This is a genomic window from Bacteroidales bacterium (genome assembly GCA_035299085.1).
Lineage (GTDB): Bacteria > Bacteroidota > Bacteroidia > Bacteroidales > UBA10428 > UBA5072.
The window spans coordinates 99,813-125,503 of record DATGXG010000045.1; the positions used below are offsets into that span (position 1 = coordinate 99,813).

A 25,691-nucleotide genomic window follows, 5' to 3' on the forward strand; every position below is an offset into this window, starting at 1 on the left:
TGAAAATGAAAAAACTATTTTTCATTACAGCAGGCTTATTATTAAGCCTGCTTGTATTTAGTCAGGGTCCCGGCGACCTGTATCTTCCTTTCAGCAATGACGGGTATTATATAGAAAACTGGGTTGATACAATTACAATGGCAAACGGTGTAGCGGTAACACCAGATGGTAACCTGCTCATTCCCGGAATAATACGTCCGTCAGAGAACAGCTCTTTTTTAATGATGATGGATAAAAACGGCAATTCATTGCCAGGCAATATGCATCGCGGTTTTAGCATGGATTTCACAACAAATCCGGATGAAGCAGCCAAAGCCGTTAAAATTGCACCCGACGGTAAAATACTGGTTGCCGGTTATTACCTGTACCATATGTATCATCCGTGGATAGTCCGTTTGCTCCCTGATGGCAGGTTGGATGAATCATTCGGCACAGCCGGTGTTTTTGATGTAAGTTCTGTCAATATGGATGTTCAGGGCATGGCGATTTACCAGTCCGGAGATTCATACAGCATCATCCTTGGCGGAACCAGCACAACAGGAAATCATCCGTCACTAATAATGATTAATGATGGGGGTTCATTGGTTACTGAGTTTGGAACCGATGGGGTCACTTCACTTTCAGCAACAACCGGATCATTTAAAAGCCTTTCGGTTGATAATGAAAATAGTGTTTTGTACGCCAGTGGTTTTGTGACCGAGGGTGCCGGAACAATTATAGCAAAATATGATCTGCCCGGCGGCTTCCTGAACACTGACTTTGGTACTGATGGTTCTCTCGTATATCCACCGCTGGTTTTCCCCGGTGCCCCATTGGCCCAGGTTCTTGATCAATCGGACAATACTCTGACACTCTTCGGCAGTTATAAACATACTGTCGGCGACCATGATATGTTTGCTTACCGGTTAAATGCAGCAACAGGTGATGCTGATCCGTCGTTCGGACAATCCGGTTGGGTATTGCTCCGGATACCGGAAGACAATGAAGAAATTACCGGTGCCCGATTGCAGGATGACGGAAAATATTGTTTTGCAGGTGATTATACTACTATGGACGGAAATACAAACCTGTTTGCCGGACGAATCATGCATAATGGATCAGCCGACGTAGCATTCGGGACTAACGGACTGCTGGTTATACCGGCTGCAGGCGGACAATTTGTCGCCGGTCTTTCGCTCAGTCCCCGGCAAAACATAATGTATATTACAGGTACAAACGTGGACGCCGTCAATTCAGCAATTTTCGTTGTTGCTTATTGCACGGGGTATGAAACAGAACCAAAACCGGTTTCAGTCATCAACACACGGGATGCCGGAATAGGGTCACTAAGGCAGGCTCTCATGGATGCCAACCTTAATCCGGGCCCCGATACTATTATTTTTAACATACCACTGTCTGATCCCGGTTATAACAGTGAAAAAGGTATATGGTCAATCAGGCCGCTCTCTGCCCTGCCCTGTTTGGAAGACGACAACACAGTACTTGATGGTACATTACAGGCACTGAATAATGGAAATCTGAATGCATCGGGTCCTGAAATCGAAATCAACGGTGGCAATCTGATCGAAACGTGTCTCCGGGTAACTGGAAAAGGAATGATTATTAAAGGCCTTGTCATTAATGGATTTGTTTCATCAGCTGTTGAAATTGAAAATCAAAATACCATTTTAAAGGGAAATTATTTGGGTATCAGTTCTGACGGGACTTTATCAATTCCTAATGATATCGGTATCAAAATATCAAATCATGCAAAGCATAATCAGATTGGAGGTGACTTGCCCGAAGATCTGAATGTAATAAGCGGAAATACTGCTTTCGGAATCATGCTGATAAACGATGCCGACAGCAACATCATCAGAGGAAATTTTATCGGTACTAACTCTAATGGTTCCGGACCTCTGGCCAATGGCCGAGGCGGAATTGGGATTATTAACGGTTCCTCGTCGAACACAATCGGTGGAATTTTCCCTGCAGAACGAAACATCATTTCCGGCAACTCAAGTGTCATAACTGAAGACCTGTCGTATGGGAATGGCATCTATATAGAAAGATCCGACAGCAATATCATTACGGGAAATTTCATCGGTACAGATAAACTGGGAATATCTGCACTTTCAAATTCCGGTTATGGAATTTATGCCTACAGGAGTAGCCGGAATCATATCGGCGGTACTGAAGCCGGCGAAGGCAATGTGATTTCGGGAAACGGGCATGGAGGAATTTGCCTGAATTTCACCTATTGTGTGTCAAATATAATTTCAGGCAATTACATCGGAACCGGTCCTTCGGGTACCGATGCCATACCTAACGCAGGTTATGGAATAAATCTGCATCATGGCTCAATTAGCAACATGATCGGACCTTACAACAGGATCATGAACAATGGTTTGTCAGGAATCGCCTGCACCGGCGAGAATTCGATGTCTAACACATTTACAATGAATTATATATCAAATAATGAAGGAGACGGGATTTACCTTGATGGCGAAGCAAATCAGGCAATATTGGCACCGGTAATAACGGATGTAACATCCCATGGGATCAGCGGGACCACGGTCGCCGGACATGTTGTTGAATTATTTTCCGATACTGCTGATGAGGGATCGGTTTATGAAGGATCTGCCACGGCAGATTCGTATGGCCATTTTGAATGGTCAGGACATGTTGCCTGCCCCTTTGTGACAGCAACGTCAACGGATGCGGATGGCAATACTTCAGCATTCAGCCCGCCTGCAAGCAATACACCGGTAGAACCACTAAACCTTACAGTAACCAACACTTTTGATTCAGGTGAAGGTTCGTTAAGACAAGCCATTCAGGAAGCAGAAGAGAACCCGGGTACGGATACGGTGAAATTTAATATTCCCGAAGATGATCCGGGTTATAATGTGTCACAGAAAGTATGGATTATTCAACCGCTTACTTCATTTTCCTATTTATCGGCAGGGAACACAATAATAGACGGTACTACACAAACCCTGAATGTGGGAAATACAAATCCGACAGGACCGGAAATAATGATAAACGGAACAGATGTTGCAGGTACAGGCTTTGTCCTGTTCAGTGACAGCAATGCAATCAAAGGAGTTATAATAAACGGATTTGAATATAGCGCTATCCAGGTAATGGGCGACTGGAACCGTATCACCGGTAATTATCTGGGTTGCAGTGCTTCAGGAACGGAACCAATACCGAATCAAGACGGGATTTCAGTTGTATATGGATCCAAACATACCCTAATCGGTGGTAACGTACCGGAAGATCGTAATGTAATATCCGGCAACCTCAGTTCGGGCATCCAGGTAGGCGCTCCGGGAACCGATAGTACCATTATCAAAGGTAATTTCATAGGAACCGATTATACAGGAGAAGATACTCTTTGCAATGGATACTGCGGTATTCATCTTGTTAACAGAGCTGCCTATACAATGATAGGTGGCCCGGCTGAAGGAGACCGGAATATAATTACCGGTATAAGAAAAACTACCAATATTTATACAGGCAATGCTATAACTATTGAGCAATCAGATTTCAACTCAATTCAAGGCAATTACATCGGCACAAATCATGACGGATCAGCAGTTCTATATAATGGCCCCCGTGGTATTCTTATTGCACGGGGTGAAGGGAACCAAATAGGAGGAACAGCTCCGGGTGAGGGAAATGTGATATCAGGCCATACATGTAGCGGTATTCTCATCCGTTTCAGTGAAAGTCATGATAACCTCATTGAGGGTAATTTTATTGGTACAGGTCCTGAAGGTTCGGATAGTCTTGGTAATGCCCAGGCAGGAATCGAACTCGACTATGGTGCGAACAATAACCGGGTTGGTCCATCCAATGTAATTATGTACAACGGTTATTACGGAGTGTATTCACTATATGATTCCACGTTCGGGAATACAATTACCGGTAATCTTATTTCACATCATATTGACGCCGGAATTATGAACGAAGAAGGCGCCAATGACACACTTGAATGTCCGGAAATAACCGACGTCACAACATCCGGGGTAAGCGGTACATCATGTTCAGGTTGTACGGTTGAAATATTTTCTGATACGGGGGATGAAGGTGAATTTTTTGAAGGTTTTACACTAGCGGATAATGCAGGTAACTTTTCATGGCCCGGACTGGTAACCGGTCCGTATGTAACGGCAACAGCCACCGACCTGGAAGGTAACACTTCTGAATTCAGCGTACCTTTTGAAGTTTCATCAGCAGTTGATGTGAAAGATCTCCAGTCAGAATCATCACCTGTGTTGAGACAGAACATTCCAAATCCGTTCTCAGATCATACATATATTGGATTCACACTGGCCGAAAAAAGCCTGATGTCTTTGACTGTTTATGACCTGATGGGCAGAAAAATTGCAGTTCTGGCAGATGGCCTCAGACAGGCGGGAAACTATGAGGAATTGTGGGATGGATCCGATACAGGCGGCAACCGGGTAACCGGCGGTATTTATTACTGCGTACTGAAAACCGGGAATAAGGTTTATGTAAGGAAAATGGTATTTACAGAGGAATAGGTCCTTGCGGTAAGCATTATTCAGACTCTGACAGGTCCTTGCGGACTCTGTCAGAGTCTGAATATTTTCTTATGCATATACCGGTTGCCTTAGGGCCGAAAAGCTTATCATTTTCTGGTTTTTTTCGTCCCACAAATGCAGTTTTAGAAAACGGAATGTGGAAAAGAAGTAGATGGGCTTTACAGCACTGAATATTTCATTTTCATTATGGCAGCGTTCCAGGTTGTAATTGGGAATCCTGGGACTGAGATGATGGACATGATGATAACCGATGTTGCCGGAGAACCATTGGAATACCGCCGGTAATTTTAAAAAAGAACTGCCTTCAAGTGCTGCGGATTTATAATCCCATTCGTCATTGCGCTCCCAGTTTATATCTTCAAAATTATGCTGTATCAGAAACAGCCATATGCCTATGGAATGCGACAGGAACAATACCGGCAGCTGAATAAGCAAAAAACCTTTAAGTCCCATTAATAGAATCATTGAAAGGGACATAACCAGGACAACAAGGTTGGTAAGATAAACATTTTGCTTGTTTTCTTTCGTCATTTGCTTATTCGTAAAACGATTCTGGATTAACAGAAGGTACAAAGGACCAATCGTGAACATGACAAAAGGATTGCGGAAAGACCGGTAAATAAACCGGCTACGGCCGGATGCGCTTTCGTATTCTTCACGGGTCAACGTCCAGATGTCACCTATTCCCCGCTTATCGAGATTTACAGCAGTGGCATGATGAATCTTATGATGATGATGCCAGCTTTTATAAGGTGTAAAAGACAGAAATCCGCAGATTGACCCAAGAATAGTATTGGCCCTCTGTTTACGGAAAAAGGATCCATGTCCGCAATCATGAAAAATTATAAATATCCTGATCAGGAATCCGCTGGCCGGAATGGCAAGTGCCAGTGTTATCCAGTATGACAGGTTCAGACTGAGATACATAAGGAATATCAAAACGGCATAGGGCAAAAAAGTGTTTACTATTTGCCATATACTTCTTCTTAAAACCGGATTACTATATTTCCGGATTATTTTTTCCCACGATCGGTCGGCGGGTATATTCTGTTTTACATTCATTGCGCTCATAACGTTTAGTAAATTAAGATTGACTTGTTTAAAATGAGTATTATCCTGCTTTTTTCAAACCATAAACGGTTCTGTAATGATACCCGTACACAACATAGGTCATGGAATCCATAAAAAGCGAGGGACGTTTAAAAAGTGTCCAGAACAGCATGCGCCAGTATTCTCCGCGGCCTTTGTTGATCATGCCTATTATAACCATAGTTTTAAGTAAAGCCAGTAACCCGGCAAATTCAATTTTCTTTGAAAATTTCTGCCTTGGTTTGTAATTCTGCAGGAACATCCTTAATCTTTTGTAATAAGGTTTTGCTGTATAAATATTACGAATAATCGATCGGTAGCCGTCCATGAGTACCTGGTTATCCATAGACGGAACAAAATTCATGGAATAATCGGTATTGCTTCCGGTTGCCATAGTTGTCAGCCGGTTTTCCGACTCAAGCCGTCTGTATAACTTAGTATTTTTGGGGGCATTCAACAGGCCTACCATGGCTGAAACGATACCGCTCTTCTGAATAAAATCGGTCTGGCGCTGGAATACATCCGGTGTATCGGTGTCAAAACCCACAATGAAACCGGCTGAAACATCCAGACCGGCTTTTTGTATAAGGAGGATGCTGTCAATCAGGTCACGGTTTTTGTTCTGAAGTTTATTGCAGTCCTGCAGGGATATTTCATCAGGCGTTTCGATTCCGATGAACGCCGAGCAAAAGCCAGCGTCCACCATTGCTTTCAGCAACTCCCGGTCATCTGCCAGGTTTATTGAAACCTGGCTGGTGAATTTAAACGGATATTCATGGGCGATCATCCAGCTTTTAAGTGCCGGCAGCAGGTTTTCCTTGATTTCTTTTTTATTTCCGATGAAATTGTCATCAACAACTGAAACCGTTCCGTGCCATTTCAGGGCATATAATACTTCCAGTTCTCTTAAAACCTGCGCAGTTGATTTCATTCGTACTTTATGCCCCAGCAATGATGTGATCTCACAGAAATCGCATCCGAAAGGGCATCCCCTGCCGATTTGAATACTCATTGAAGCGTAGTGCTTCAGGTATAAGAGATGGTAATCGGGAACCGGGCTGGTCTTAATGTCTGCGTAATCTTCGGTACTGTACAGGTGCTTTGCATTTCCTGCTTCCAGATCGGTTAAAAACGGCTGGAGCGTAATCTCCGCCTCGTTCAGCACAAAATGATCAATTTGCGGGTAGTTATCCGATTCCTGTGTAAACAAAGGTCCGCCGGCCACTATCTTCTTTTCAAACCGGGTGCAACGGTCGATTACAATGTCTACCGATTCTTTCTGGATATACATGGCGCTTAGAAAAACAACATCCGCCCATTGGATATCCTTATCAAAAAGATCGCCGGTATTCATATCAACCAGTTTCCTGTTCCATGTTTGCGGCAGCATAGCTGACACCGTAATAAGGCCGAGCGGGGGTACAGCAGCTTTCTTTGAAATAAACCGTAAAGCGTGTTTGAAACTCCAGTATGTATCAGGATATTTCGGGTAAATCAGTAGAACATTCATGTAATAGAAAATTTAAATGTGCCGGCGAATTTAATATGGTAATTAATCAATGCCAAGCACAGAGGGACAAACGGTTTAAAGGCCGTGGCAGAACAACCCGATTTGTGGCAGGTGAAATAACGGAAGGGTGGATGCCATTCGCCCCAATTACACGACTTCCTTTACTTTCAGAAGATACTGGCGGGAAACAGGAAGTTTCTCATCGATGCCCTTAATAGAGATCCAGTATGAACTATACGATTTAACAAGCTTTTCCACGAAATGGGAATTGATTATGCAAATCCGGTGACACCGGATGAAATTCGTATAATCTTTTATTTGTTTTTCAATTCCTTTAAGCGTAGTCCGAACGAGTTTCTTTCTGAAAACATCACCTTCGCGAAAAACGATTTCAACATAATTATCGGCAGAACGAATATAGGCGACTTCGGCGATTTGCAGTTTCAGACTGTCGGTTCCGTTATCCGTGGAAAAAGTAATTGACTTGTTCAGGTATTCTTCTTCGTATTTTTCAACCTGCTTCTGTATATTTTTTCGCTCCCTGATCAGGGCGTCGTTGTGCATCTTTAAACCGGTGATTATATCATATATCCTGAAAGTGACAGGTGGCACAAGGCATATAATAACTACCTTAAGCATGATAAAAAAAGTAATCGGGATGTCCCCGACATACCTCAGGTAAAAGGCAAATGAGACGGAACTCAACACCAGCAAGCTTAACCCGCTTAAAAAGACCGGAATTCCCGGATTGTTTTCCTGGGGCCTGGAATCGGTTATGAAAAAAGAAAAGAATATTTTAACGATGATCATTAACAGGAAGGTTATTCCTGATAAGCCGGCTATAAAAATCAGGCGGTTATTGAAATCAAGGCCTTCAACTGAGAAGGGCTGAAAGAAAAGGACAAAAAGAAAAATACCCAGGCTTATGCTGAGAAAAAGGGAGAAGTATTTACGGATCAGGAGAGTTATCTGGTTTACTTTATTCATATAGAAAATGAGAATTAGATTTATGGAATGAAGAAATAAACCCGAGAACTTTACTTGTTGTTTAAATTGAAAGAACAAATATCAATTTAAATAACTACTTTTGCACAAAGTTTTTAGAAAAACGCATTAAGCCTCATGAATTAATTTGGTTAATGTCAATTTCTGCTTTACAAACCAAATTAAATTTATGAATAATAAGTACAGGAAAAATCGTTTTGAAAAGAGTAACACTACCCAAAAGACAAACAGAACACAAAAATCACGCTACAAAAAGCAACCCGATGTAACATCTTTTATTAAGAATGTACCCCCGGGTGAAGAAAGTCTCCCTTACCAATCGCAACGAATCATTAAGGATTTACCGGTAAATGCATCGATAATCAACAATCTTCTTAAGAAAGGATACATATCACCGACTGAAATCCAGGACAGATCCATTGAGCCGATCTTAAATGGTCAGGATTTAATGGGACTGGCCCAAACAGGCACCGGTAAAACCGGCGCATTTTTGATTCCGCTTGCTCATAACCTACTGAACCAGAAGCCTTCATTCCAGATATTGATTATTACACCTACCCGCGAATTAGCCGTTCAGATTGAAACTGAATTCAGGAGTATTACAGCCGGCTTACGGTTATTCAGTGAATGCCTTATAGGCGGAACCAGCGTGAGCAGGGATATTTACAAGCTGAAAAGACCATGCCATGTAATTATCGGCACACCCGGAAGAATCTGCGACATGGTTCGGCAGAAAGCTTTAAACCTTAATGATTTCTCAACCCTTGTCCTTGATGAATTTGACAGGCTGCTGGATATGGGATTTTCTACCGATATCCTCCAGATTGTGGATCAAATGAGTAACCGGAATCAGACTATCCTGTTTTCCGCAACTGAAGATAAGACACAGCGGTCGATGCTTCAGAAAATACTTAACAGTCCTGTCGAGATAAGGCTTAAAACCGGAAATACAAGTGCAGGAACCGTTGACCAGGAAATCCTTGAAATATCTAAGGGAGAAAACAGGATGGATGTTCTCATCCGGCTTGTTGATGATCCTTCATTTGAGAAAGTCCTTGTTTTCTCCGATACAAAAAGATCAGTCAGCAAAATCTGCAGCAATCTTAAAAAAGCAGGGATCAGGGCTGATGAAATTCATGGCGATAAATCGCAGAATTACAGGCTAAAAGCTCTTGAATCTTTCCGGAATAGAAAGATCCGCGTGCTCGTTGCCACGGATGTTGCCGCCAGGGGACTGGATATCGTGAATGTTTCGCATGTGATTAATTTCCAGCCACCGCAGAACATGGAGAATTATATTCACCGTATAGGTCGTACAGGCAGGGCAGGTAAAAGCGGCAAGGCGTTAACATTCGTCGGATAGGAAAGCCGTCAAAATATTCGTTTTTTAAAAAAGAACAATTATATTTGCCCTCCGAAAATTTACGGTAATCGGTGTAAAATCGATCCGTAAATCAGTTCTCGGGGCGTGGCGCAGTTGGCTAGCGTACTTGCATGGGGTGCAAGGGGTCGGAAGTTCGAGTCTTCTCGCCCCGACGATCAGACAAGGGTTACAGAAGTTTAATTTTGTAACCCTTTTTCATTTGCATATTTTACTTGCTTTAAAATGTCCTTGATAGAATACTCGCCCGGCTGGTTCTATCTTCAACTCCAGGACAATCCTATCCTGTCTCATGCCTGATTCTTTTTTCCTTCTGAAGCTGGTAGATCAGACAAACTACGAAATAAACCTTTTAATTGATTACCATTTGCAGGCCGGCCATATGAAATAGTTAAAAGGCGGAGGTTTTACTATTGATTTGTAATAGAGTAATAAAACGCTACGTTCTGGGGTTGCTCCCCCGCCCTGATTGTTTAATACTTTCAGATTTGAAAAAGTAATTTTATATTCGCCTAATTTTTATTGATTCTAAATAGAATCATTGAAGGGTTACCTTTTAGCTTTTTATAGTATTAATCATATTTGGAAACGCAAACAGAACAGAATTTACATAACGATTAACTTGATAGACAAATGACTAACCAAGATGCCGCTATTAAAGAGTATAGCATTTTCTTAGCCAGAGCTTATCAGCTTAACAATGTTTCTGACCCACTGGCAAACCCGGATTTAATAAAGAATTATTTGATGGCTGAATCAGAACATGAAAAAAGGAACTGGTTCTGTCAAATTCACAGCAAGGTAACAGATGGCCTTAAAAGGATTCAACAACAATCAATTACTGAGTTACACCGAAATCGTTTGAGAGAACTTGAAAAGGTGGTTATTTCGACTACTTCCTTTACTATTTTAATGACCATCGTTGCCCAGGTAAACTTCATTTTTTCCATTTGGAACGATGCTTCTACTCTTTGAGCAGAATTCTTCTAATTTTCCGAATTCTTCTTACTTATAAAGGCAACTTATTGAGTTATTGATTGTATTTATAATAAGTGCTTTATGTTATGGATGAATTAAATATTCTTAAAGAATACCGAGTTTTTATGCTTAGGGCGTATCACCTTAATGATCCTGGTGATCCCTTGATTAATATGCAACTTATTTGCAAATTTCTGAGAGAAGCCTCACCCTATATTCAAAATTGTCTGGTTGCCAGAATAAAAATTAAGATTGACGATGGACTTAAAATGATGCTCAATGAGAAACACACGGAATTTCAAAATGACTGGTTACGGCAATTGCATCAAATAGTCAATAATTCAGAGTCTTTCAACAGCCTAATGCGGGCTGTTGCTCATGTTAATTTTGTTTTTACTGTTTGGGATGAATCAAATTGCAATTAAACTTTCAAATCAAGAGTCTCTTAAGGTATTAAGCATTAACACCAAGGATCATAGAAGACTGGTTTTCATAAAAGTACATACAACATACCTTTTCAAGACAACAAGTGTTTCTTCAACTCACCGAATAATAAACGCTGATCGACGGGTTTGGAAATAATTCCATCGCAACCTGCTTCCATGGCTTTGTGTTTATCGCTTGAGAGAGCATATGCAGTAACGGCGATTATCGGAAGGTTTGGTTTTTTTGATTTTACAATTCGTGTGGCTTCATATCCATCCATCAGTGGCATGTTTAAATCCATCAGAATAATATCGGGGTTAGTGTCAATTCTTTCTATCGCCTCCTTACCGTTTGAAGCCTCAATGATTGTGATTCCGGTTCCGGATAAAAAAATCCTCATCAGGTTAATGCACACCGGATCATCCTCAGCGATCAAAACTCTTTTCCCTTCAAGCGCCGGTGCCGAAAGACGCTTTTTTTCTTCCGTTACGGGCGCTGCAACATAATCGGAAACCAATACAGGAATAGTAAAGATAAACCTGCTGCCTACACCCGGTTGTGATTCAAGGGTAAGACTTCCCTTCATCACTTCGGCAATTTTTTTGGAAATGGCCAGGCCGATACCTACACCGCCGAATTCTCTCGTATAGCTGTCATCCGCCTGCCTGAAGAATTCAAAAACAATTTCATGCTTGCTCTCGGGAATTCCGATCCCTGTATCATCAACATAAAACGACAGCATTCCTGGTTGGTCCATTTGCATGCCGAATTCAATCTTACCCGATTTTGTGAATTTTACTGCATTTTTGAAAAGATTAATCAAAACCTGGTTTATCCTGTTCTTATCCGATGTAATATTCTTGAGGAGTAATGCCCTGTCGGCATTGAAACTCAATTCAATCAGATCTTTCTTTCCCGAAATTTCAAGTATTTCAGTTAATTCTGATTTATTATTTAAAAAGAGATCGAGGCATTTGAACGTCTTTAATCTGAGTTTGATCTCAGATTGCTCAACCACAGCCAGTTCAAAGATGCCCTCAATAATTTCAAGAAGGTTGTGACTGCTTTTATGAATAATATCGGCATAATCCGAAATGTTTTCAAGTATGGCCCCGGATCGCATCAGATCACTGAACCCGATAATATGATTAAGCGGAGTGCGCAATTCATGATTCATTGTTGCCAGGAAGGCAGATTTCAGACGATTGCTTTCTTCAGCCATTTCTTTTGCTTTCTGCAAAGCTTCCTCCGATTGTTTGTGTTCAATGGCCATTGCAACCTGTGTTGAAACAAACTCCATAATGTCAAGATGTTTTGGCTCGAGCCTTACCGCTTCAGTGTATGTTTGAACAGCCATCACACCAATTGTTTCTCCCTGCCGTGTTTTAAGGGGCACACCAAGCCAGTCGACTGACGGTGAACCAACAGATTCCACCTTACCTGATTCAATAAGTTGCCTGAAAACTTCAGGTGTGGTTAACAAAGGTCTCCCCGACTGTATAACATAATCGGTAAGTCCTCTGCTGATTTTACTCGAAGGCGGCTTCGGATCATATTCATCGGCATAATAGGGAAAGCTTATAATTTCGTTCACCGGATTGTAAAGAGCGATGAAGAAATTATTTGCAGGCATCAATTCGGCAATGACAAGATGAATCGAACTGAAAAGTTCGTTCAGGCTTAAAGCACTCTGTGTGGCTTCGGAAATTTCATATATGGCAGCCTGCACAGCCTGACCCAGCTTATATTCTGTAATATCCTCAAAGGTTCCGAGTATACCTATAATGGCACCTTCCGCGTTTCTCAGCGGAATTTTACTGGTTCTCAACCAGGTGCTGCGTCCATCGGCAGTGAATTGTGTCTCCTCGTAATTCACTTTAGCTTTACCGGTATCCATCACTTCCCTGTCATCTGCTCGATAGCCTTCAGCTTCGGTATCTTTCCATGGCAGATCATAGTCGGTTTTACCAATGATGTCTTCGGATGATTTTAATCCGGCATTTGCGGCAAAAAGATAATTGCAACCAAGATAAACGCTGTTCAGATCTTTCCAGAAAACAAAGGAAGGCATATTGTTCAAAACCAGTTTCAGCATCTGGGAAGATTCCCATAATGCATCTTCGGCTTTTTTGCGCAACGCTTCATTAAATTTAACTATCCTCTTGAAATGGTCATGTGACTTCTTAAGCTCTTTTTGGGTGTTTGTACGATGCCCCAAAAGCTTGAAATCGATTCTTTTTTTCATAGACCGGTAGATTGAAAGAAAAATTTCCAAATTATAAATCTGATCTCAGCCAATGAAAAACAAATCTTCGGGAGTGAACCTAACTAATCATCAAGTTAAGAAAAAAAGAGGTAACTAATTCATTTAGTGAATAAAATTATAAAGACGCTGACATCTCTCCGACGCTGTCAGGTCTGATTATTTTAAGAAGCGGATCCAGTCAATTTCAACCGGGGAATTTCCAGTTGAATGAATATAAATGTCATGAATGCCGGGACTTGCTTTTTTCACGCGGACATTGCTTTTTTTCCAGTCAGTTTTACCACCTGCTTCAATTTGAGCCACAGGAATTCCATCGGGCTTATCCAACCGGATTTGTATGGTTCCACCGGATTGTGATTTGCAGTATACTTCAATTGATTTGGGTTTGGTTTTTCCAAAATCAACAGCATTATATTTAGCCCAACCCCCTTTATCAAGAATTAGCTTCCAACCATTAAAGGTGTTAAGTGAATCAATGAATTCTGCTTTTGATCCCTGTTTGCTGATTTCACTATAACGATCCACATCAATCCTGTCAAAAGCGCTGTTTACTCCTACACCGCGGTTGGAAGGCACAACTTTGTGAATAGATCCGTCGGAATTAAAGAAAAGGCTGTCGATACAAATCGACCTGTTTTTATCAAATTTCGGAGAATAGGCATTCTGGTGATAAAATAAATACCACTGACCCTTAAATTCAAAAACCGACTGGTGATTGGTCCAGCAGTTCATCGGTGATTCATCCATAATCACTCCTGCAAACCGGAATGGTCCCATAGGATTGTCGCCCGTAGCGTATTCAAGTCGCTCAATGTTGTTTTCCACATGAGGGTAAGTAAAATAATAGATACCGTTTCGTTCAAACATCCAGGGCCCTTCAATCAGACCTTTAACCGGCATATCTTTAATTACCTGTGGTTCTGAAGCCAGTTCGGTCATATTATCATTAAGCTTCGCTACGTACATCCTGCCCAATGCCCAGTATAAGTATGCCTGCCCGTCCTTATCGATAAAAACATTAGGATCAATGCCATTGGCTCCTTTAATGGGCTCAGGAAGCGGAGTAAAAGGACCTTCAGGCTTATCGGCAACCGCAACCCCAATAGAAAAACTTTTTCTTCCGTTTATAACAAGATTATTATTATTGGCAGGGAAATAAAAGTAATATTTCCCGTTCCTGTATATGCAATCAGGTGCCCACATGCTGTAAGTGGAGGTATCTGCCCAGCTCACGCCTTTCTGGCTGACGATCACTCCATGATCGGTCCAATTCATCAGATCGACTGATGAAAATACATGATAGTCCTCCATACAAAACCATCCCGGCTTTCCCTTCCCTTCCCTCGCTAAAATATCATGCGAAGGATACACGTATACGGTTCCGTTGAAAACTCTTGCCGAAGGATCAGCGCTGAACTGGTTTCTTACTACCGGATTCTGAGCATGCAGTGAAAGCACGACCTGGAAAAGAGAAACAAATAAAAATAACCTTGAAAAATTCATTTTAGATTTTTATAAAGTTGAGACATCATTGTTGTTTTGGGGAATTCTTTTTCCTTAAATATAATTTTATTGTTGACAGAAGTTGTTCATGGTTAAAAGGTTTACTGATGAAATCATCGCAGCCGCTTGATTTTGCCTTTTCAATATCGGCATCTGTTGAATATGCTGTAAGTGCTATAATTGTCAGATCAGGCCTGATTTGCTTAATAATCCCCGTGGCTTCGTAACCGTCCATTACGGGCATTTTAATATCCATCAGTACAAGTGAAAGATCGGTTCTCGCTTTGCATATTTCAACCGCTTCAGAACCATCCATTGCCCTGATTACTTTGATATTCATTTTCAACAATAATTCCTGCACAAGTAAATGGTTATATACTTCATCATCTGCCAGAAGGATCGTACAGGGTTCAATAATAAACGGGGTTTCATTATTACCTGTGCTAAGGTCTACTTCAGAAGGCACCCCTTCATTGCACGGAATTGTGAAGTAAAATACAGAGCCTTTACCCAGATCAGATTCGAGCCAGATTCTGCCACCGAGTAATTCAACATAAGCTTTTGAGATGGATAATCCCAGGCCCGAACCGCCGAAAAAGCGCGTAGCTTTATAATCAACCTGCCTGAATCTTTTAAAAATGATCTCATGCAACTCCGGAGCAATCCCGATACCGGTATCCTTAACATAGAAAGTAAGTTCTTTCTGATTGTTTTTAACTCCAAAAAGAACACTCCCCTTCAATGTGAATTTGACTGCATTTCCGATAAGATTGTTCAATATTTCGGATAATTTTACCGGATCGGTGATAATGGCCCCGCAATTTTCAGTTAAATCTGTTTCGAACCTGATATCAATACCCTTTTCATTAGCGCCGGGTTTATGCTGGTTGTACAGCAATTCAAGCTGTTCGGTAATATTTACCGGTTCGTCATTAATGACAGCCTGGCCTGCTTCGATAGTAGCTATATTGATAATATCAGAGATAATAGATAATAATTGATCACTGCTCTTTACAATTACATCGTTGTAATGATGAAAGCGATTTTCGGCCGGTGTTTCTTCCGCTATTAATGTGGAGAAACCCACAATGGCGTTTAAGGGTGTTCTGATCTCATGGGATATATTGTGCAGAAAGGCAGTTTTGAGATTATCGCTTTCTTCGGCCTTCTGCTTGGCTTTAAGCAATTGCTCCTCATTAATTTTCCGGGAAGTAATATCCCGGATGATCATATTGGTGATGATCCGGTGATCTTTATTGATAAAAGTGGCTGCACTTATTTCTGCCGGAAATTTTGAATGATCTTTCCGAATCAAGGTTAATTCGGACAAAAACTTCCCATTTGCCGACAACTCATCAAACGCAGCGGAAAGACCAGGATCGGCGCCATCCAGCAAATCGCCAAGCTGAGCATTATTGATTTCGTCTTTTTGATAACCGAAAATTTCACAGGCTGAAGGATTTGCTGACATTACCCTGCCCTTCTCTGAAATCATAAGAATGGCATCGAGACTTGAATTAAACAGATTCCAATATTGTTCCTGGCTCTTTTTTAAAGCGATTTCCGTCTGAAGCCTGAGTTCCTTATCCTTTATCTCATTTATGGCTCTTTTTATGGCAAAAGGAAGACGTTCGGGTTTATCTTTCAGAATATAATCAACGGCTCCTTTTTTAATAAACTCTATTGCCGTTTCCTCGCCTAGCGATCCGGAGACAACAATAAAAGGAACATTAGTGCATAATTGATTCGCAGCTTCCAATGCACTGAAAGCATCATATCCCGGCAGATTGAAGTCGGCCAGAATCACATCATACTTTTCAGTCTGGATTGTTTTTTTAAACTCTGATTCATTATCAACCCGTCTTATTGTAAATTCGATATCCGATTGATTGAGAAACTCCGATAGCAACTCAAAATCTTCCTTTGAGTCTTCCAGGGAAAGAATAGATAATACCGGTTTATTTAGGCTCATTGTATTTTAATATTCAAAAGGCAATTCGTTAATTAACCCCCAGAAAACACCCAACCCTTTCACTGCATCCATAAATGCCACAAAATTGACTGGTTTTACCACATAGGCATTGACGCCCAATTTATAGCATATTTTCAGATCCGGTTCCTCACGGGATGAGGTGAGCATTACTACCGGGATCCTTTTCAGATTATCATCCGACCGGATGACTTCAAGCAGTTCAATACCGTCCATCCTTGGCATTTTTATGTCAAGGAGTATTACAGAGGGATTTTCAGGGGTCCTGTTATTGTATGGATTCCTGCATTTCAGGTAATCCAGGGCTTCCACTCCATCATGAACGTGTACAACCCTGTTTACCAGGTTATGCTCTTTGAGTGCTTCGAGAGTCAGCTCAACATCTTTAAGGTTGTCTTCTACCAGTAAAATGTTTCTAAGATTGATCATTGTTCTGTATTATGTATATCAGGAATTGAAAAATAAAAGGTCGCACCTTCATCAATTTTGCCTTCAGCCCATACCCTGCCCCCATGGCGGGTTACAATTTTGTGAACATTAGCCAGGCCAATACCTGTACCTTCATATTCTTCAGACGAATGTAACCGCTGAAAAACTCCGAAAAGCTTATGGGCATATTCCATATCGAAGCCTGCACCATTATCTTTAATATAAAAAATTGACTCATTACCGTCTTTTGTGTAGCCTATTTCAATTACAGCATCCTGTCTATTTCTTGTAAATTTTAATGCATTGCTTAACAGATTTTCGCACACTGTTTTTAGTAGTCCGTGATCTGCATGAATACCCGGTAATGGATGTAAATGCCAGTTAATTTTCCTGTCTTTTGCATCAAATTTACTTTCTTTAATGATCCCTGCGAACAGATCATTCATATCCAGATAGCTTTTTTTCATTACCTGCCTTGTAGTTCTTGAAAACGACAAAAGATCATCAATAAGTACGCTCATCTGGTGAGTCGCATCAGTGATGGATTGCATGTAATGTTTACCTTTTTCGGGTAATTCTTTTAAATAATTTCTTGTGAGCAGATCAACATATCCTGAAATATGACGAAGCGGAGCTCTAAGGTCATGTGAAACCGAATATGAAAAAGATTCCAGTTCCTTATTTGCGCTTTCAAGCTGTGACGTACGTTCAGCAACACGTTGTTCAAGATCGGAATTGAGTTTTTCAATTTCATCCCTGATTTTCTTAATCTCTGAAATATCCTGAAATGATCCTTTAAGCCTTACTGTTTTGCCGTCTTTCATTTCCGGGTTACAGATCGTTCGTATCCATTTATGAATGCCGAGAGCTGAAACGATTTCAAGTTCAAGATCATAAGGAATTCCACTGTTTATTGCATCATTAACTGCAGACTTAATTATTTCAACCGATTCTGAAGTGTAAAAAGAGTATCCCAGATCACGGTTTGGTTCAACGGACTCATCGAGGTCATGAATCCTGGCAACCTCTTCTGTCCACTTTCCTTCACCCGTTACCGGGTTCAATTCCCAGCCCCCGACTTTAGCTGTTTTACCCATAATTCTCAGCAATTCGACGGTTTCAAATAGATTTTTCTCTGCTGCTTTTCTCTCAGAAATATTCCGGCTTACACCCTGTATTTGTACTACATTGTGGTTTGCATCCGTTATGAGCGTTGTAACAACTTCTGTAGGGACAATACTGCCGTCCTTGCAGGTTTGGTCGACTTCATGAGTTTGTGTTCTGCATGATTCATCACCATTCAAAAATGCGGCAATGCGGAGTGGTAAAAGCTCAGCTATCTGTGAAAATGATTCGGCGGTCATCGAATCAGGCATAGCTTGTTGCATGACCTCTTCAACCGTGTATCCGCGCAATTTGTAAACAGATGGACTGACATATACAAACCGGTTTTCTTTCAGATCAAACAACCAGATCACATCATTTCCGTTTTCTGTGACGAGCTTGTATCTTAATTCGCTTTCCCTTAATTCATTTTCTGCTTTTTCCCTTGCAATCTCAGCCAGTTTTCTCTCTGTAACGTCAAGCATGATGTTAAGAGAACATTCCTGTGTGTGCACGTTTATGGGAACAGAAGACAGGATCACATACTTTAATTCCCCTTTGCTATTCTTTATTTCGATTTCAACATTTTCAAGCCTGCCTTTTTCCTGCAATAATCTGATTAATTCCTCGCGCTGAGTTTTATAAGTAAATATTCCAAGGTCAAGAGATGACCGGCCGATAATTTCATTACGATTATAGCCTGTGATTTCTTCGTAAGTTTTGTTCAACTCGATAATTAATCCATCATGGATCCGGGTAATTGAAATTGCGTTGGGATTGCTTTCGAAAGCGGTTGCAAACTGTTCCTCACTTATGCGGAGGTTTTCTTCAGCTATTTTCTTATCCGTAATATCCCTGCCAAGGATCATCATTCCTTCAAGAACCGGCTGAAGACTTAATTCAAACCATCTTTTAATGCCTTGCTCATATAGAAGTTCAGTTTCGCCCTTCCAGTAAGCATGCGATTTCAGGTATTTCAAAATATCATTAACCCGGTCAACAGAAATAAACTTTAAAAGTACTTCCCGGATGTTCTTACCAGTTAGCTCGTTTCTTGAAGAATATTTATTTCGGGCTGCTTCATGATTGGCATACAGAATGTTACCATTTGAGTCGACAATCAGGCAAGTCTCAAGCATGTTGTCGAAAATCGTCGTTAACCTGTCAGCATCGGACTTGTAATGGTTTGCTCTTTGTGTGCTTTCTCTAAACTTGAAAAAAAGAAAGAAAACCAAGAACACAGCAATAACAAGGAAAGAAAGACTAAACCACAAAATTGCCTCTGCGCTTATCATAAACTAAACAGACACAAATAAATTAATACATTAGCAATTTACTAAAAAGGACAAAGCTGTGCAAGAAATATCTTTTTCCAGGTTAAAAGCATATGGAGAAACAGACAAAGACCTTACCAGTCTTATAAAACAACTTTACATTGAGGATGAGGGATGCGAGAAAATGTCGGATGAAAAAATAAGGGATACTTTCAAATACCTGAACGATCATCCGGAGATGGGAACATTTTTGTTGTTTTATGCAGGCGATGAACTGGCAGGATATGCTTTGCTTATTAATTTCTGGAGCAATGAATATGGCGGAATTGTGGTTCATGTAGACGAACTGTATGTAAAGGAAAAATACAGAAGCCAGGGTATTGCGCATCAATTTTTTGCGTATATGTCAGAAACCTGTGATCCCCATTGTGTGGCACTATTCCTTGAAGTTACTCCAAATAATAAAAGAGCCAAAAAGTTATACCGCGAAATCGGTTTTAGTGAGACAGGAAGAAGCCATTTAATATGGCATATGAAACGGCCATAGAGACACACGATCGTAGAGACGCACGATTGTGCGTCTCTACCACGTTAATTATTTATATTTCGCAATTACCATTTCAAGTTCTGAAACTGTGGGTTCTATATAAGTCTGCCCATCAATCACAACTGTGGGATGACTGGCATGGCCACCTGTAAGCCATCGCAGCTCTTTTACTGCTGAAGGATTATCTTCGATATCGAGATACCTGTAAGGAATTTGCATTCGTTCGAAAAACCTCCGTACCATTTGGGTTTTTGCACACCACGATGTTCCGTATATTACAACCTGACCCGGTATTAACGATATGGTTTCCTTCCGGTTTGATTCTTCTTTTTCCCAAAACATGATTTCATCTCCTAATTTACTTGCTTAAAACTGGTTTAAATACTTCATCAAGCTTTATGAAAAGCTCGTTTATATCAGGTACATGATGCAATTGAGGAGAAACATGACTGTACTGGATGGTTCCTTCCTCATCTACAAGAAAAAGTGCTCTTTCACTGAATCCGTCGGCATCACGGTAAACCTGGTATTTTTTACTTATTTCACCTTTCGGATTAAAATCGGATAACAGCGGTATTTGCAGGTTTCTGACCATTGTCCATGCTCCATGACTGTATATACTATCAACTGAAATGCCAAGGATTTTAATACTTCTGCGCTCGAATTCCGAAATTTCGGATTGATATAAGTCAAGTTGCTGACTGCATCCCGGACTCCAATCCAGCGGATAAAATACAAGTAGTACTCGGCTGCCTCTGTACATGGAAAGCTTAACAATATTTCCGTCTGCGTCTTTCAGGGCAAAATCAGGAGCCTGGCTGCCCCGGGGCAAAGGTTTGTTCAGAGCAGGTCCCTGCATAGGCGGCGCTGATCTGAATAAATTAGCCACATCGGGCATGGATTCGCTTTTACTCATGGGTTGTGTATTTGCAGTGTTAATTGTTCTCAATGTTTCCTGCAGCATTCCATGAAGAAGAGACAGAGCCTGTTTCACCTCTGAATCCTCGATGGCTGGTTCAAGTAACCTGAATTTTTCCTGAAGATGATGTAACCGGCTTGCATAACTGTTATTTCCCTTATCGCTTTTCATATAACTTAAATTTGAACAAACATCAACAGATATAAGGTTTCTGCTTCAAAAAAGTTCAGAATATTTTGTTTGAAGTTTCAGGTTTTTTGTTTGATGTTTGATTTTTTCAAAAAAAAACCCGTTAATTACTTAACGGGCTATAGAACTCAATGGTTTTGGTTATTGAACCGGGGTCTCAGGAGTTCCCTGGTTTTCAGCGGGTGCCGGATTTTCCGTTACCTGCGATTGTACTTCAGCCGGTTTTTCTTTTTTAACTGCAGGTTTACGACCTGGTTTTGCGCCCTTTTTAGGAGCTGCGGGTTTTGCAGCCTTTGCCGGTTTGCTTGTTTTTGCAGCTTTTGCCGGTTTAGCTGTTTTTGCAGGTTTTGCAGCTTTTACCAGTTTCGCCGGTTTCACAGTTTTAGCGGCAGCACGGGGTGCCTTTTTTACTGCAGGTTTGGCAGCAGGTTTTTCAGTTGCTTTTTTACGGCCTCTTTTTGCAGGAGCTTTTGTTTCGACCTTTGCGACAGGTTCAGCAACCTTACGGGCTCTTCCTCTTCCTCGTTTTGGCTGACCTTCAGCCGCAGCTTCTTTTACTACCACCGGTTTGCGTGCAGCTCTTACCTTTGTCTGTGATGGCTTATCAGCAGAAATCTTTGGTTTTCTCCCTCTCTTTTTAGGCTGCGGAAGAACATTATCAACTATGGGAGCTGGTAAAACTTCTCTCTTTTTTCTTGGTGTTCTTTGAATTGTAAGGTCAATTTTGTCGACCAGTGATTTGGCTTTTTTAAACGCATTTCTGTCACTTTTTAATTTCTTAAGTGCTAACACCAAATCTTTCTTTTTTGTTTTTAATGCGCCTTTTAAATTGCGTATCTCTTTCTGCAAATCAATTGTTATATTAAGATCTGATTCCATGGCCTGGAAAGCTGAACGGGCTTTCTGACCTTTCTCGTATGCACCTTTTTTCTTAATTGATTTTACTTCTTTCGAAAAGGTGTTAATCTTACTTTTTATTGATTTTTTTTTCATGCGTTATATTAATTAATTTGAAAATAAAGATAGACAAATTATTGGCTTTAAAAAAATTATAGATAATTCATTCTCTTTTCCCAAATAATCGTTTGAAAAAAGAAGGTCTTTTCCTTATTTCCCTTGTGTCCGTTGAATCATAGTAAATTCTGTTCCTTTTAAAAAATTCACGAATATTATCTATTACATCTTTTTCACGGTAATCAGGACAATCAAATTGGATTTGCAATTCACTGTCGAGCTCCGGAAATCCCGAAGTATATTCGGGGACCGGTTCTTTTAGTGTAAGAGCGACAAGCGGAAGAGCAAGTGCACTGCCTGTACCCAGGGAACCACTGTTGAAATGAATTGCAGGAATTGAGCCGCCCACGCGACTTACCATAACAATTGAAGGATTGTATGCAGCAAACCATGCATCGGTATAATCCTGTGAAGTTCCGGTTTTCCCTGCAAGGGGAACTGTCACATTATAACTGTATCTGAGAGGACTTCCTGTCCCCTGGTTTATTGCCTTTTGCAATATATAATTAATCATTGTGCATGTGCGCTCTGATAAAACTCTTTGATTGTATTTCTTTTTTCCCGCCTTCCATAATATGGTGCCATCGGGTTTTGTAATTGATACGAGAATTTGCGGAATCATTTTTAAACCACCATTGGCAAAGGCAGAATATGCAACCGCCACTTCAAGCACACTTGCTTCTGAAGTCCCCATTGCCAGTGACGGAGTATTGTCAAGATCAAAAGAAAATCCCAGTTTTTTCCATAACGAATCCAGCGATTCAAATCCTGTTTCAAGAAACAAATTAAGGGTGGGAATATTCATTGAATGGACCAATGCACCGGTAAGTGAATATTTACCCCCGTATGTATTATCAAAATTGGCCGGATGCCAGTCGTCATAACCTTCAATGACTATGGAATCATTATTTAAATATTCACAGGGACTGATTCCGTTTTCAAAGGCTGTGGCATAAATAAATGGTTTCAGGGTTGACCCCATTTGTCTGCGGGCTAATACCTGGTCAAAAGGCTGTGTCTTAAAATCAATTCCTCCCACCCATACTTTAATGCTACCGGTAAGGGGGTCCATTGCCAATAGTCCGGCGTGAAGTAATTTAAGATTCATCCTGACGCTGTCAATTGCGGATATCGAATCAGTCCTTGTACCCTTCCAGTCAAATACTGTCCTTAGTCCCACTTCTTTTTCATCTCCTGAAAAACCGGCTGCTTTGAGTTCTTTTTTTACCCAGCAATCGAGGTATTTTTTTCCTGAACCCTTTTTATACTGTTCGTTCAATTTCCTCTGCATGACGGACAGATGCTCATAGAAAGCTTCATTTGCCTTTTTCTGCAAATCCAGGTTAAGCGTTGTATTGAGAATTAACCCGTCTTCTTCAAGATTCCACTTTTTTTTGTTGTCATCCAGATCAGCAAGTATTTTCTCTGCCTGGTTTCTTATCTGGTAAATAAAATAGTCAGCGGGACCTTTTGATTCGATATTACTGTAGTTTATTTTTAATGGCAGGGTGGCCAGGTAATCTGCCTTCTTTTGTTTCAGGTAATTATTTTCAACCATCAGCCTGATGACCAGATTCCTTCTTTCCAATGCCTTTTTGGGATTTATCCTTGGATTATAGAGATTATTGGCTTTAAGCATTCCAACCAATACCGCAGATTCCTCAATTTTAAGATCTGAAGTGGTTTTATTAAAATATCTCAGGGAAGCTGCTTCAATCCCATAAACATTTTCACCGAAAGGAACCGTATTCAGGTAAAGCGTTAATATTTGTTCTTTTGAAAAAAGCTTTTCTATGCGGCGTGCCAGGATAGATTCCTTCAGCTTATTTACTAGAAGCGGAAAAGGACCTTTATTAGTCCTGCCAAACATATTCTTAGCCAGTTGTTGTGTAATTGTACTTCCTCCGCCTGAGCTTTCCCTGCTTAATAGAATAGTTTTAAAAAATACCCTGAAAAGGCTCCTGGCGTCAATACCATGATGTTTGAAAAAACGTACATCTTCGGTTGCAACCAGGGCATGGATAAGGTGATCGGGAATTTGCTTATAATTAACATTGGTACGGTTTTCAGTAAAAATTTTACCTATTATTCTTCCGTCATCCGATAGCACGACAGAAGCGGTGGCATTGTTATAGTTCAGAATTTTTTCTTTTGACTCAAGTATGCTTAGGGCCCTGACCAGGACGACAAAAAAAATCAATGCCGGTACAAGGCATATTAATCCCGCGATTTTTAGTACTTTTTTTTGCTTGTTGTTCATATTGAGTCAGTAAAATTACAACCTGTATCCCACAACTTAACAGAACAAATCATATTTTAGTATGTTTTAACAACAAGATGTTGTTCCACGCGTCTTTCTGAAATGCAGGACGTACAATTTTTTATATAACACTAACAAAAAAACTAATTAAATGAAAACAATAAGAGTAATGATTCTTACCGGTGCATTATTAGTTACCGCTGCTGCCTGCAGCAGTAATACCAATCGTTCCGAAAGCAACACCACGGGAACTGAATCATCTGATAATAATAAAATGTCAGAAAATGTAAAATATACATGTCCGATGCACCCGGAAGTAGTCAGTGATAAGCCAGGCGACTGTCCCAAGTGTGGAATGAAACTGGTGGCAGTCGATTCAACTCATGCACCTGCAGCTGATTCTATGGCGATGTAAAAAATGTGTAACCGGTATTTATAAAACCTGCCCATTCAGGCAGGTTTTATGTTATATAGAAGTATGGATAACGACAAATTACATATTGGCACATCAGGATGGAGCTATAAACACTGGCATCATATTTTTTATCCCGATGATCTGACATCTGCAAAATATCTCGAATATTACATCACACAATTTGATTGCGTTGAACTGAATTCAAGTTTTTATCATCTGCCTTTGAATACTACTGTAGAAGGATGGATGAGGAGAACTCCCCCGGATTTTATTTTCTGTCCTAAATTAAGCCGGTATATTACCCACCAGCTGAGGCTGAATAATGCCCAAGAAGCACTTGAACGGTTTTTCGGAATTTTTGATATTATGAAATCCAGACTGGGTCCTGTGCTTATACAATTGCCTCCAGGATTGCGCTTTGAAGGTAATAAAGTACGAAGTTTTTTCAACATACTTAACCAGTATTACGGTGAATACCGGTTCGCACTCGAAATCCGGCATAAATCGTGGATTACTGATGAAGCTTTCAAAATACTTGAAGAAAACAGGATAGCCTTTACAATTGCAGATTCGGGTGAGCGATACCCATATTATGAAACAACAACTACCGATTTTGTTTATTTGCGTTTTCATGGCAACGGCCAGTTGTATGCTTCTGATTACAACCCGAATGAATTGACCGAATATGCCCGGAAAATTGGGAAATGGTTAGAGGAAGGAAAACAGGTGTGGGTTTTTTTCAATAACGACATCCATGGTTATGCGGTTCAAAATGCAAGATCGTTGAATGAAAGAATGAAAGTAATGAAAGAATGAATGAATGAATGAATGAATGAATG

19 protein-coding genes and 1 tRNA gene are annotated in these 25,691 nt (G+C 40.6%); 8 read left to right on the plus strand and 12 right to left on the minus strand.

Annotated elements, in window-relative coordinates:
• The first annotated feature begins 5 nt into the window (after positions 1-5).
• Positions 6-4,532: a right-handed parallel beta-helix repeat-containing protein gene (locus VK179_14665; protein ID HLO59988.1), complete on the plus strand. Its 4,527-nt coding sequence runs from the start codon at positions 6-8 to the stop codon at positions 4,530-4,532.
• Between the two features lie 69 nt (positions 4,533-4,601).
• Here the strand turns inward: VK179_14665 and VK179_14670 are convergent, their stop codons facing one another.
• The 3 genes from VK179_14670 to VK179_14680 form a co-directional block, all read right to left on the minus strand.
• Positions 4,602-5,624, minus strand: a complete 1,023-nt coding sequence (locus VK179_14670; protein HLO59989.1) for a fatty acid desaturase — start codon at positions 5,622-5,624, stop codon at positions 4,602-4,604.
• 40 nt (positions 5,625-5,664) lie between these two features.
• Positions 5,665-7,152 carry a DUF4070 domain-containing protein gene (locus tag VK179_14675; GenBank protein HLO59990.1) on the minus strand — a complete coding sequence of 496 codons (1,488 nt, stop codon included), beginning with the start codon at positions 7,150-7,152 and terminating at the stop codon, positions 5,665-5,667.
• 147 nt (positions 7,153-7,299) lie between these two features.
• Positions 7,300-8,139 (minus strand): LytTR family DNA-binding domain-containing protein, encoded by an 840-nt coding sequence (locus tag VK179_14680; protein ID HLO59991.1) that lies wholly within the window; start codon positions 8,137-8,139, stop codon positions 7,300-7,302.
• A gap of 187 nt (positions 8,140-8,326) precedes the next feature.
• Between VK179_14680 and VK179_14685 the strand changes: the two genes are divergently transcribed.
• From VK179_14685 to VK179_14700, 4 genes are all read left to right on the plus strand, one after another.
• Positions 8,327-9,520, plus strand: a complete 1,194-nt coding sequence (locus tag VK179_14685) for a DEAD/DEAH box helicase (protein ID HLO59992.1) — start codon at positions 8,327-8,329, stop codon at positions 9,518-9,520.
• A gap of 99 nt (positions 9,521-9,619) precedes the next feature.
• A tRNA-Pro gene (locus VK179_14690) sits at positions 9,620-9,693 on the plus strand.
• Positions 9,694-10,171: 478 nt separating this feature from the next.
• Positions 10,172-10,513: a hypothetical protein gene (locus VK179_14695; protein HLO59993.1), complete on the plus strand. Its 342-nt coding sequence runs from the start codon at positions 10,172-10,174 to the stop codon at positions 10,511-10,513.
• Between the two features lie 89 nt (positions 10,514-10,602).
• Positions 10,603-10,941: a hypothetical protein gene (locus VK179_14700; GenBank protein ID HLO59994.1), complete on the plus strand. Its 339-nt coding sequence runs from the start codon at positions 10,603-10,605 to the stop codon at positions 10,939-10,941.
• Positions 10,942-11,033: 92 nt separating this feature from the next.
• On the opposite strand, the gene VK179_14705 is transcribed toward VK179_14700, so the two are convergent.
• The 5 genes from VK179_14705 to VK179_14725 all read right to left on the minus strand — a co-directional run bounded on the left by VK179_14705 (position 11,034) and on the right by VK179_14725 (position 19,529).
• Positions 11,034-13,187, minus strand: coding sequence for a response regulator (locus VK179_14705; protein HLO59995.1), 2,154 nt, complete (start codon positions 13,185-13,187; stop codon positions 11,034-11,036).
• Positions 13,188-13,364: 177 nt separating this feature from the next.
• Positions 13,365-14,711, minus strand: a complete 1,347-nt coding sequence (locus tag VK179_14710; GenBank protein ID HLO59996.1) for a family 43 glycosylhydrolase — start codon at positions 14,709-14,711, stop codon at positions 13,365-13,367.
• Between the two features lie 25 nt (positions 14,712-14,736).
• A complete protein-coding gene (locus VK179_14715; protein ID HLO59997.1) occupies positions 14,737-16,683 on the minus strand; it encodes a response regulator in 1,947 nt (648 codons plus the stop codon).
• 6 nt (positions 16,684-16,689) lie between these two features.
• Entirely contained in the window at positions 16,690-17,130 is a 441-nt protein-coding gene (locus VK179_14720; GenBank protein ID HLO59998.1) for a response regulator, read from the minus strand.
• Positions 17,127-19,529, minus strand: a complete 2,403-nt coding sequence (locus VK179_14725) for a PAS domain S-box protein (GenBank protein ID HLO59999.1) — start codon at positions 19,527-19,529, stop codon at positions 17,127-17,129. Before VK179_14725 ends, VK179_14720 begins: the two co-directional genes overlap by 4 nt.
• 58 nt (positions 19,530-19,587) lie before the next feature.
• Between VK179_14725 and VK179_14730 the strand changes: the two genes are divergently transcribed.
• Entirely contained in the window at positions 19,588-20,055 is a 468-nt protein-coding gene (locus VK179_14730) for a GNAT family N-acetyltransferase (protein HLO60000.1), read from the plus strand.
• A gap of 48 nt (positions 20,056-20,103) precedes the next feature.
• Here VK179_14730 and VK179_14735 read toward each other — a convergent pair whose 3' ends face one another.
• The 4 genes from VK179_14735 to VK179_14750 form a co-directional block, all read right to left on the minus strand.
• On the minus strand, positions 20,104-20,397 hold the full coding sequence (locus VK179_14735) for a glutaredoxin family protein (GenBank protein HLO60001.1): 294 nt from the start codon (positions 20,395-20,397) through the stop codon (positions 20,104-20,106).
• A 16-nt stretch (positions 20,398-20,413) separates the two neighbouring features.
• A complete protein-coding gene (locus VK179_14740) occupies positions 20,414-21,145 on the minus strand; it encodes a redoxin domain-containing protein (protein HLO60002.1) in 732 nt (243 codons plus the stop codon).
• 159 nt (positions 21,146-21,304) lie between these two features.
• On the minus strand, positions 21,305-22,156 hold the full coding sequence (locus VK179_14745; GenBank protein ID HLO60003.1) for a hypothetical protein: 852 nt from the start codon (positions 22,154-22,156) through the stop codon (positions 21,305-21,307).
• A 67-nt stretch (positions 22,157-22,223) separates the two neighbouring features.
• Positions 22,224-24,437 carry a transglycosylase domain-containing protein gene (locus VK179_14750; protein HLO60004.1) on the minus strand — a complete coding sequence of 738 codons (2,214 nt, stop codon included), beginning with the start codon at positions 24,435-24,437 and terminating at the stop codon, positions 22,224-22,226.
• A gap of 151 nt (positions 24,438-24,588) precedes the next feature.
• Here VK179_14750 and VK179_14755 point away from each other — a divergent pair, with 151 nt between their 5' ends.
• Entirely contained in the window at positions 24,589-24,852 is a 264-nt protein-coding gene (locus VK179_14755) for a heavy metal-binding domain-containing protein (protein ID HLO60005.1), read from the plus strand.
• A gap of 63 nt (positions 24,853-24,915) precedes the next feature.
• A complete protein-coding gene (locus tag VK179_14760; GenBank protein ID HLO60006.1) occupies positions 24,916-25,668 on the plus strand; it encodes a DUF72 domain-containing protein in 753 nt (250 codons plus the stop codon).
• Positions 25,669-25,691: the final 23 nt, after the last annotated feature.

What these genes read in the sequence shown, in the direction of transcription:
- VK179_14745 (HLO60003.1), bottom strand. Translation starts at nt 22,156, where the DNA reads ATGAAAAAAAAATCAATAAAAAGTAAGATTAACACCTTTTCGAAAGAA.
- VK179_14740 (HLO60002.1), bottom strand. Translation starts at nt 21,145, where the DNA reads ATGAAAAGCGATAAGGGAAATAACAGTTATGCAAGCCGGTTACATCAT.
- VK179_14670 (HLO59989.1), bottom strand. Translation starts at nt 5,624, where the DNA reads ATGAGCGCAATGAATGTAAAACAGAATATACCCGCCGACCGATCGTGG.
- VK179_14675 (HLO59990.1), bottom strand. Translation starts at nt 7,152, where the DNA reads ATGAATGTTCTACTGATTTACCCGAAATATCCTGATACATACTGGAGT.
- VK179_14725 (HLO59999.1), bottom strand. Translation starts at nt 19,529, where the DNA reads ATGATAAGCGCAGAGGCAATTTTGTGGTTTAGTCTTTCTTTCCTTGTT.
- VK179_14750 (HLO60004.1), bottom strand. Translation starts at nt 24,437, where the DNA reads ATGAACAACAAGCAAAAAAAAGTACTAAAAATCGCGGGATTAATATGC.
- VK179_14710 (HLO59996.1), bottom strand. Translation starts at nt 14,711, where the DNA reads ATGAATTTTTCAAGGTTATTTTTATTTGTTTCTCTTTTCCAGGTCGTG.
- VK179_14720 (HLO59998.1), bottom strand. Translation starts at nt 17,130, where the DNA reads ATGATCAATCTTAGAAACATTTTACTGGTAGAAGACAACCTTAAAGAT.
- VK179_14700 (HLO59994.1), top strand. Translation starts at nt 10,603, where the DNA reads ATGGATGAATTAAATATTCTTAAAGAATACCGAGTTTTTATGCTTAGG.
- VK179_14735 (HLO60001.1), bottom strand. Translation starts at nt 20,397, where the DNA reads ATGTTTTGGGAAAAAGAAGAATCAAACCGGAAGGAAACCATATCGTTA.
- VK179_14665 (HLO59988.1), top strand. Translation starts at nt 6, where the DNA reads ATGAAAAAACTATTTTTCATTACAGCAGGCTTATTATTAAGCCTGCTT.
- VK179_14705 (HLO59995.1), bottom strand. Translation starts at nt 13,187, where the DNA reads ATGAAAAAAAGAATCGATTTCAAGCTTTTGGGGCATCGTACAAACACC.
- VK179_14685 (HLO59992.1), top strand. Translation starts at nt 8,327, where the DNA reads ATGAATAATAAGTACAGGAAAAATCGTTTTGAAAAGAGTAACACTACC.
- VK179_14715 (HLO59997.1), bottom strand. Translation starts at nt 16,683, where the DNA reads ATGAGCCTAAATAAACCGGTATTATCTATTCTTTCCCTGGAAGACTCA.
- VK179_14755 (HLO60005.1), top strand. Translation starts at nt 24,589, where the DNA reads ATGAAAACAATAAGAGTAATGATTCTTACCGGTGCATTATTAGTTACC.
- VK179_14760 (HLO60006.1), top strand. Translation starts at nt 24,916, where the DNA reads ATGGATAACGACAAATTACATATTGGCACATCAGGATGGAGCTATAAA.
- VK179_14695 (HLO59993.1), top strand. Translation starts at nt 10,172, where the DNA reads ATGACTAACCAAGATGCCGCTATTAAAGAGTATAGCATTTTCTTAGCC.
- VK179_14680 (HLO59991.1), bottom strand. Translation starts at nt 8,139, where the DNA reads ATGAATAAAGTAAACCAGATAACTCTCCTGATCCGTAAATACTTCTCC.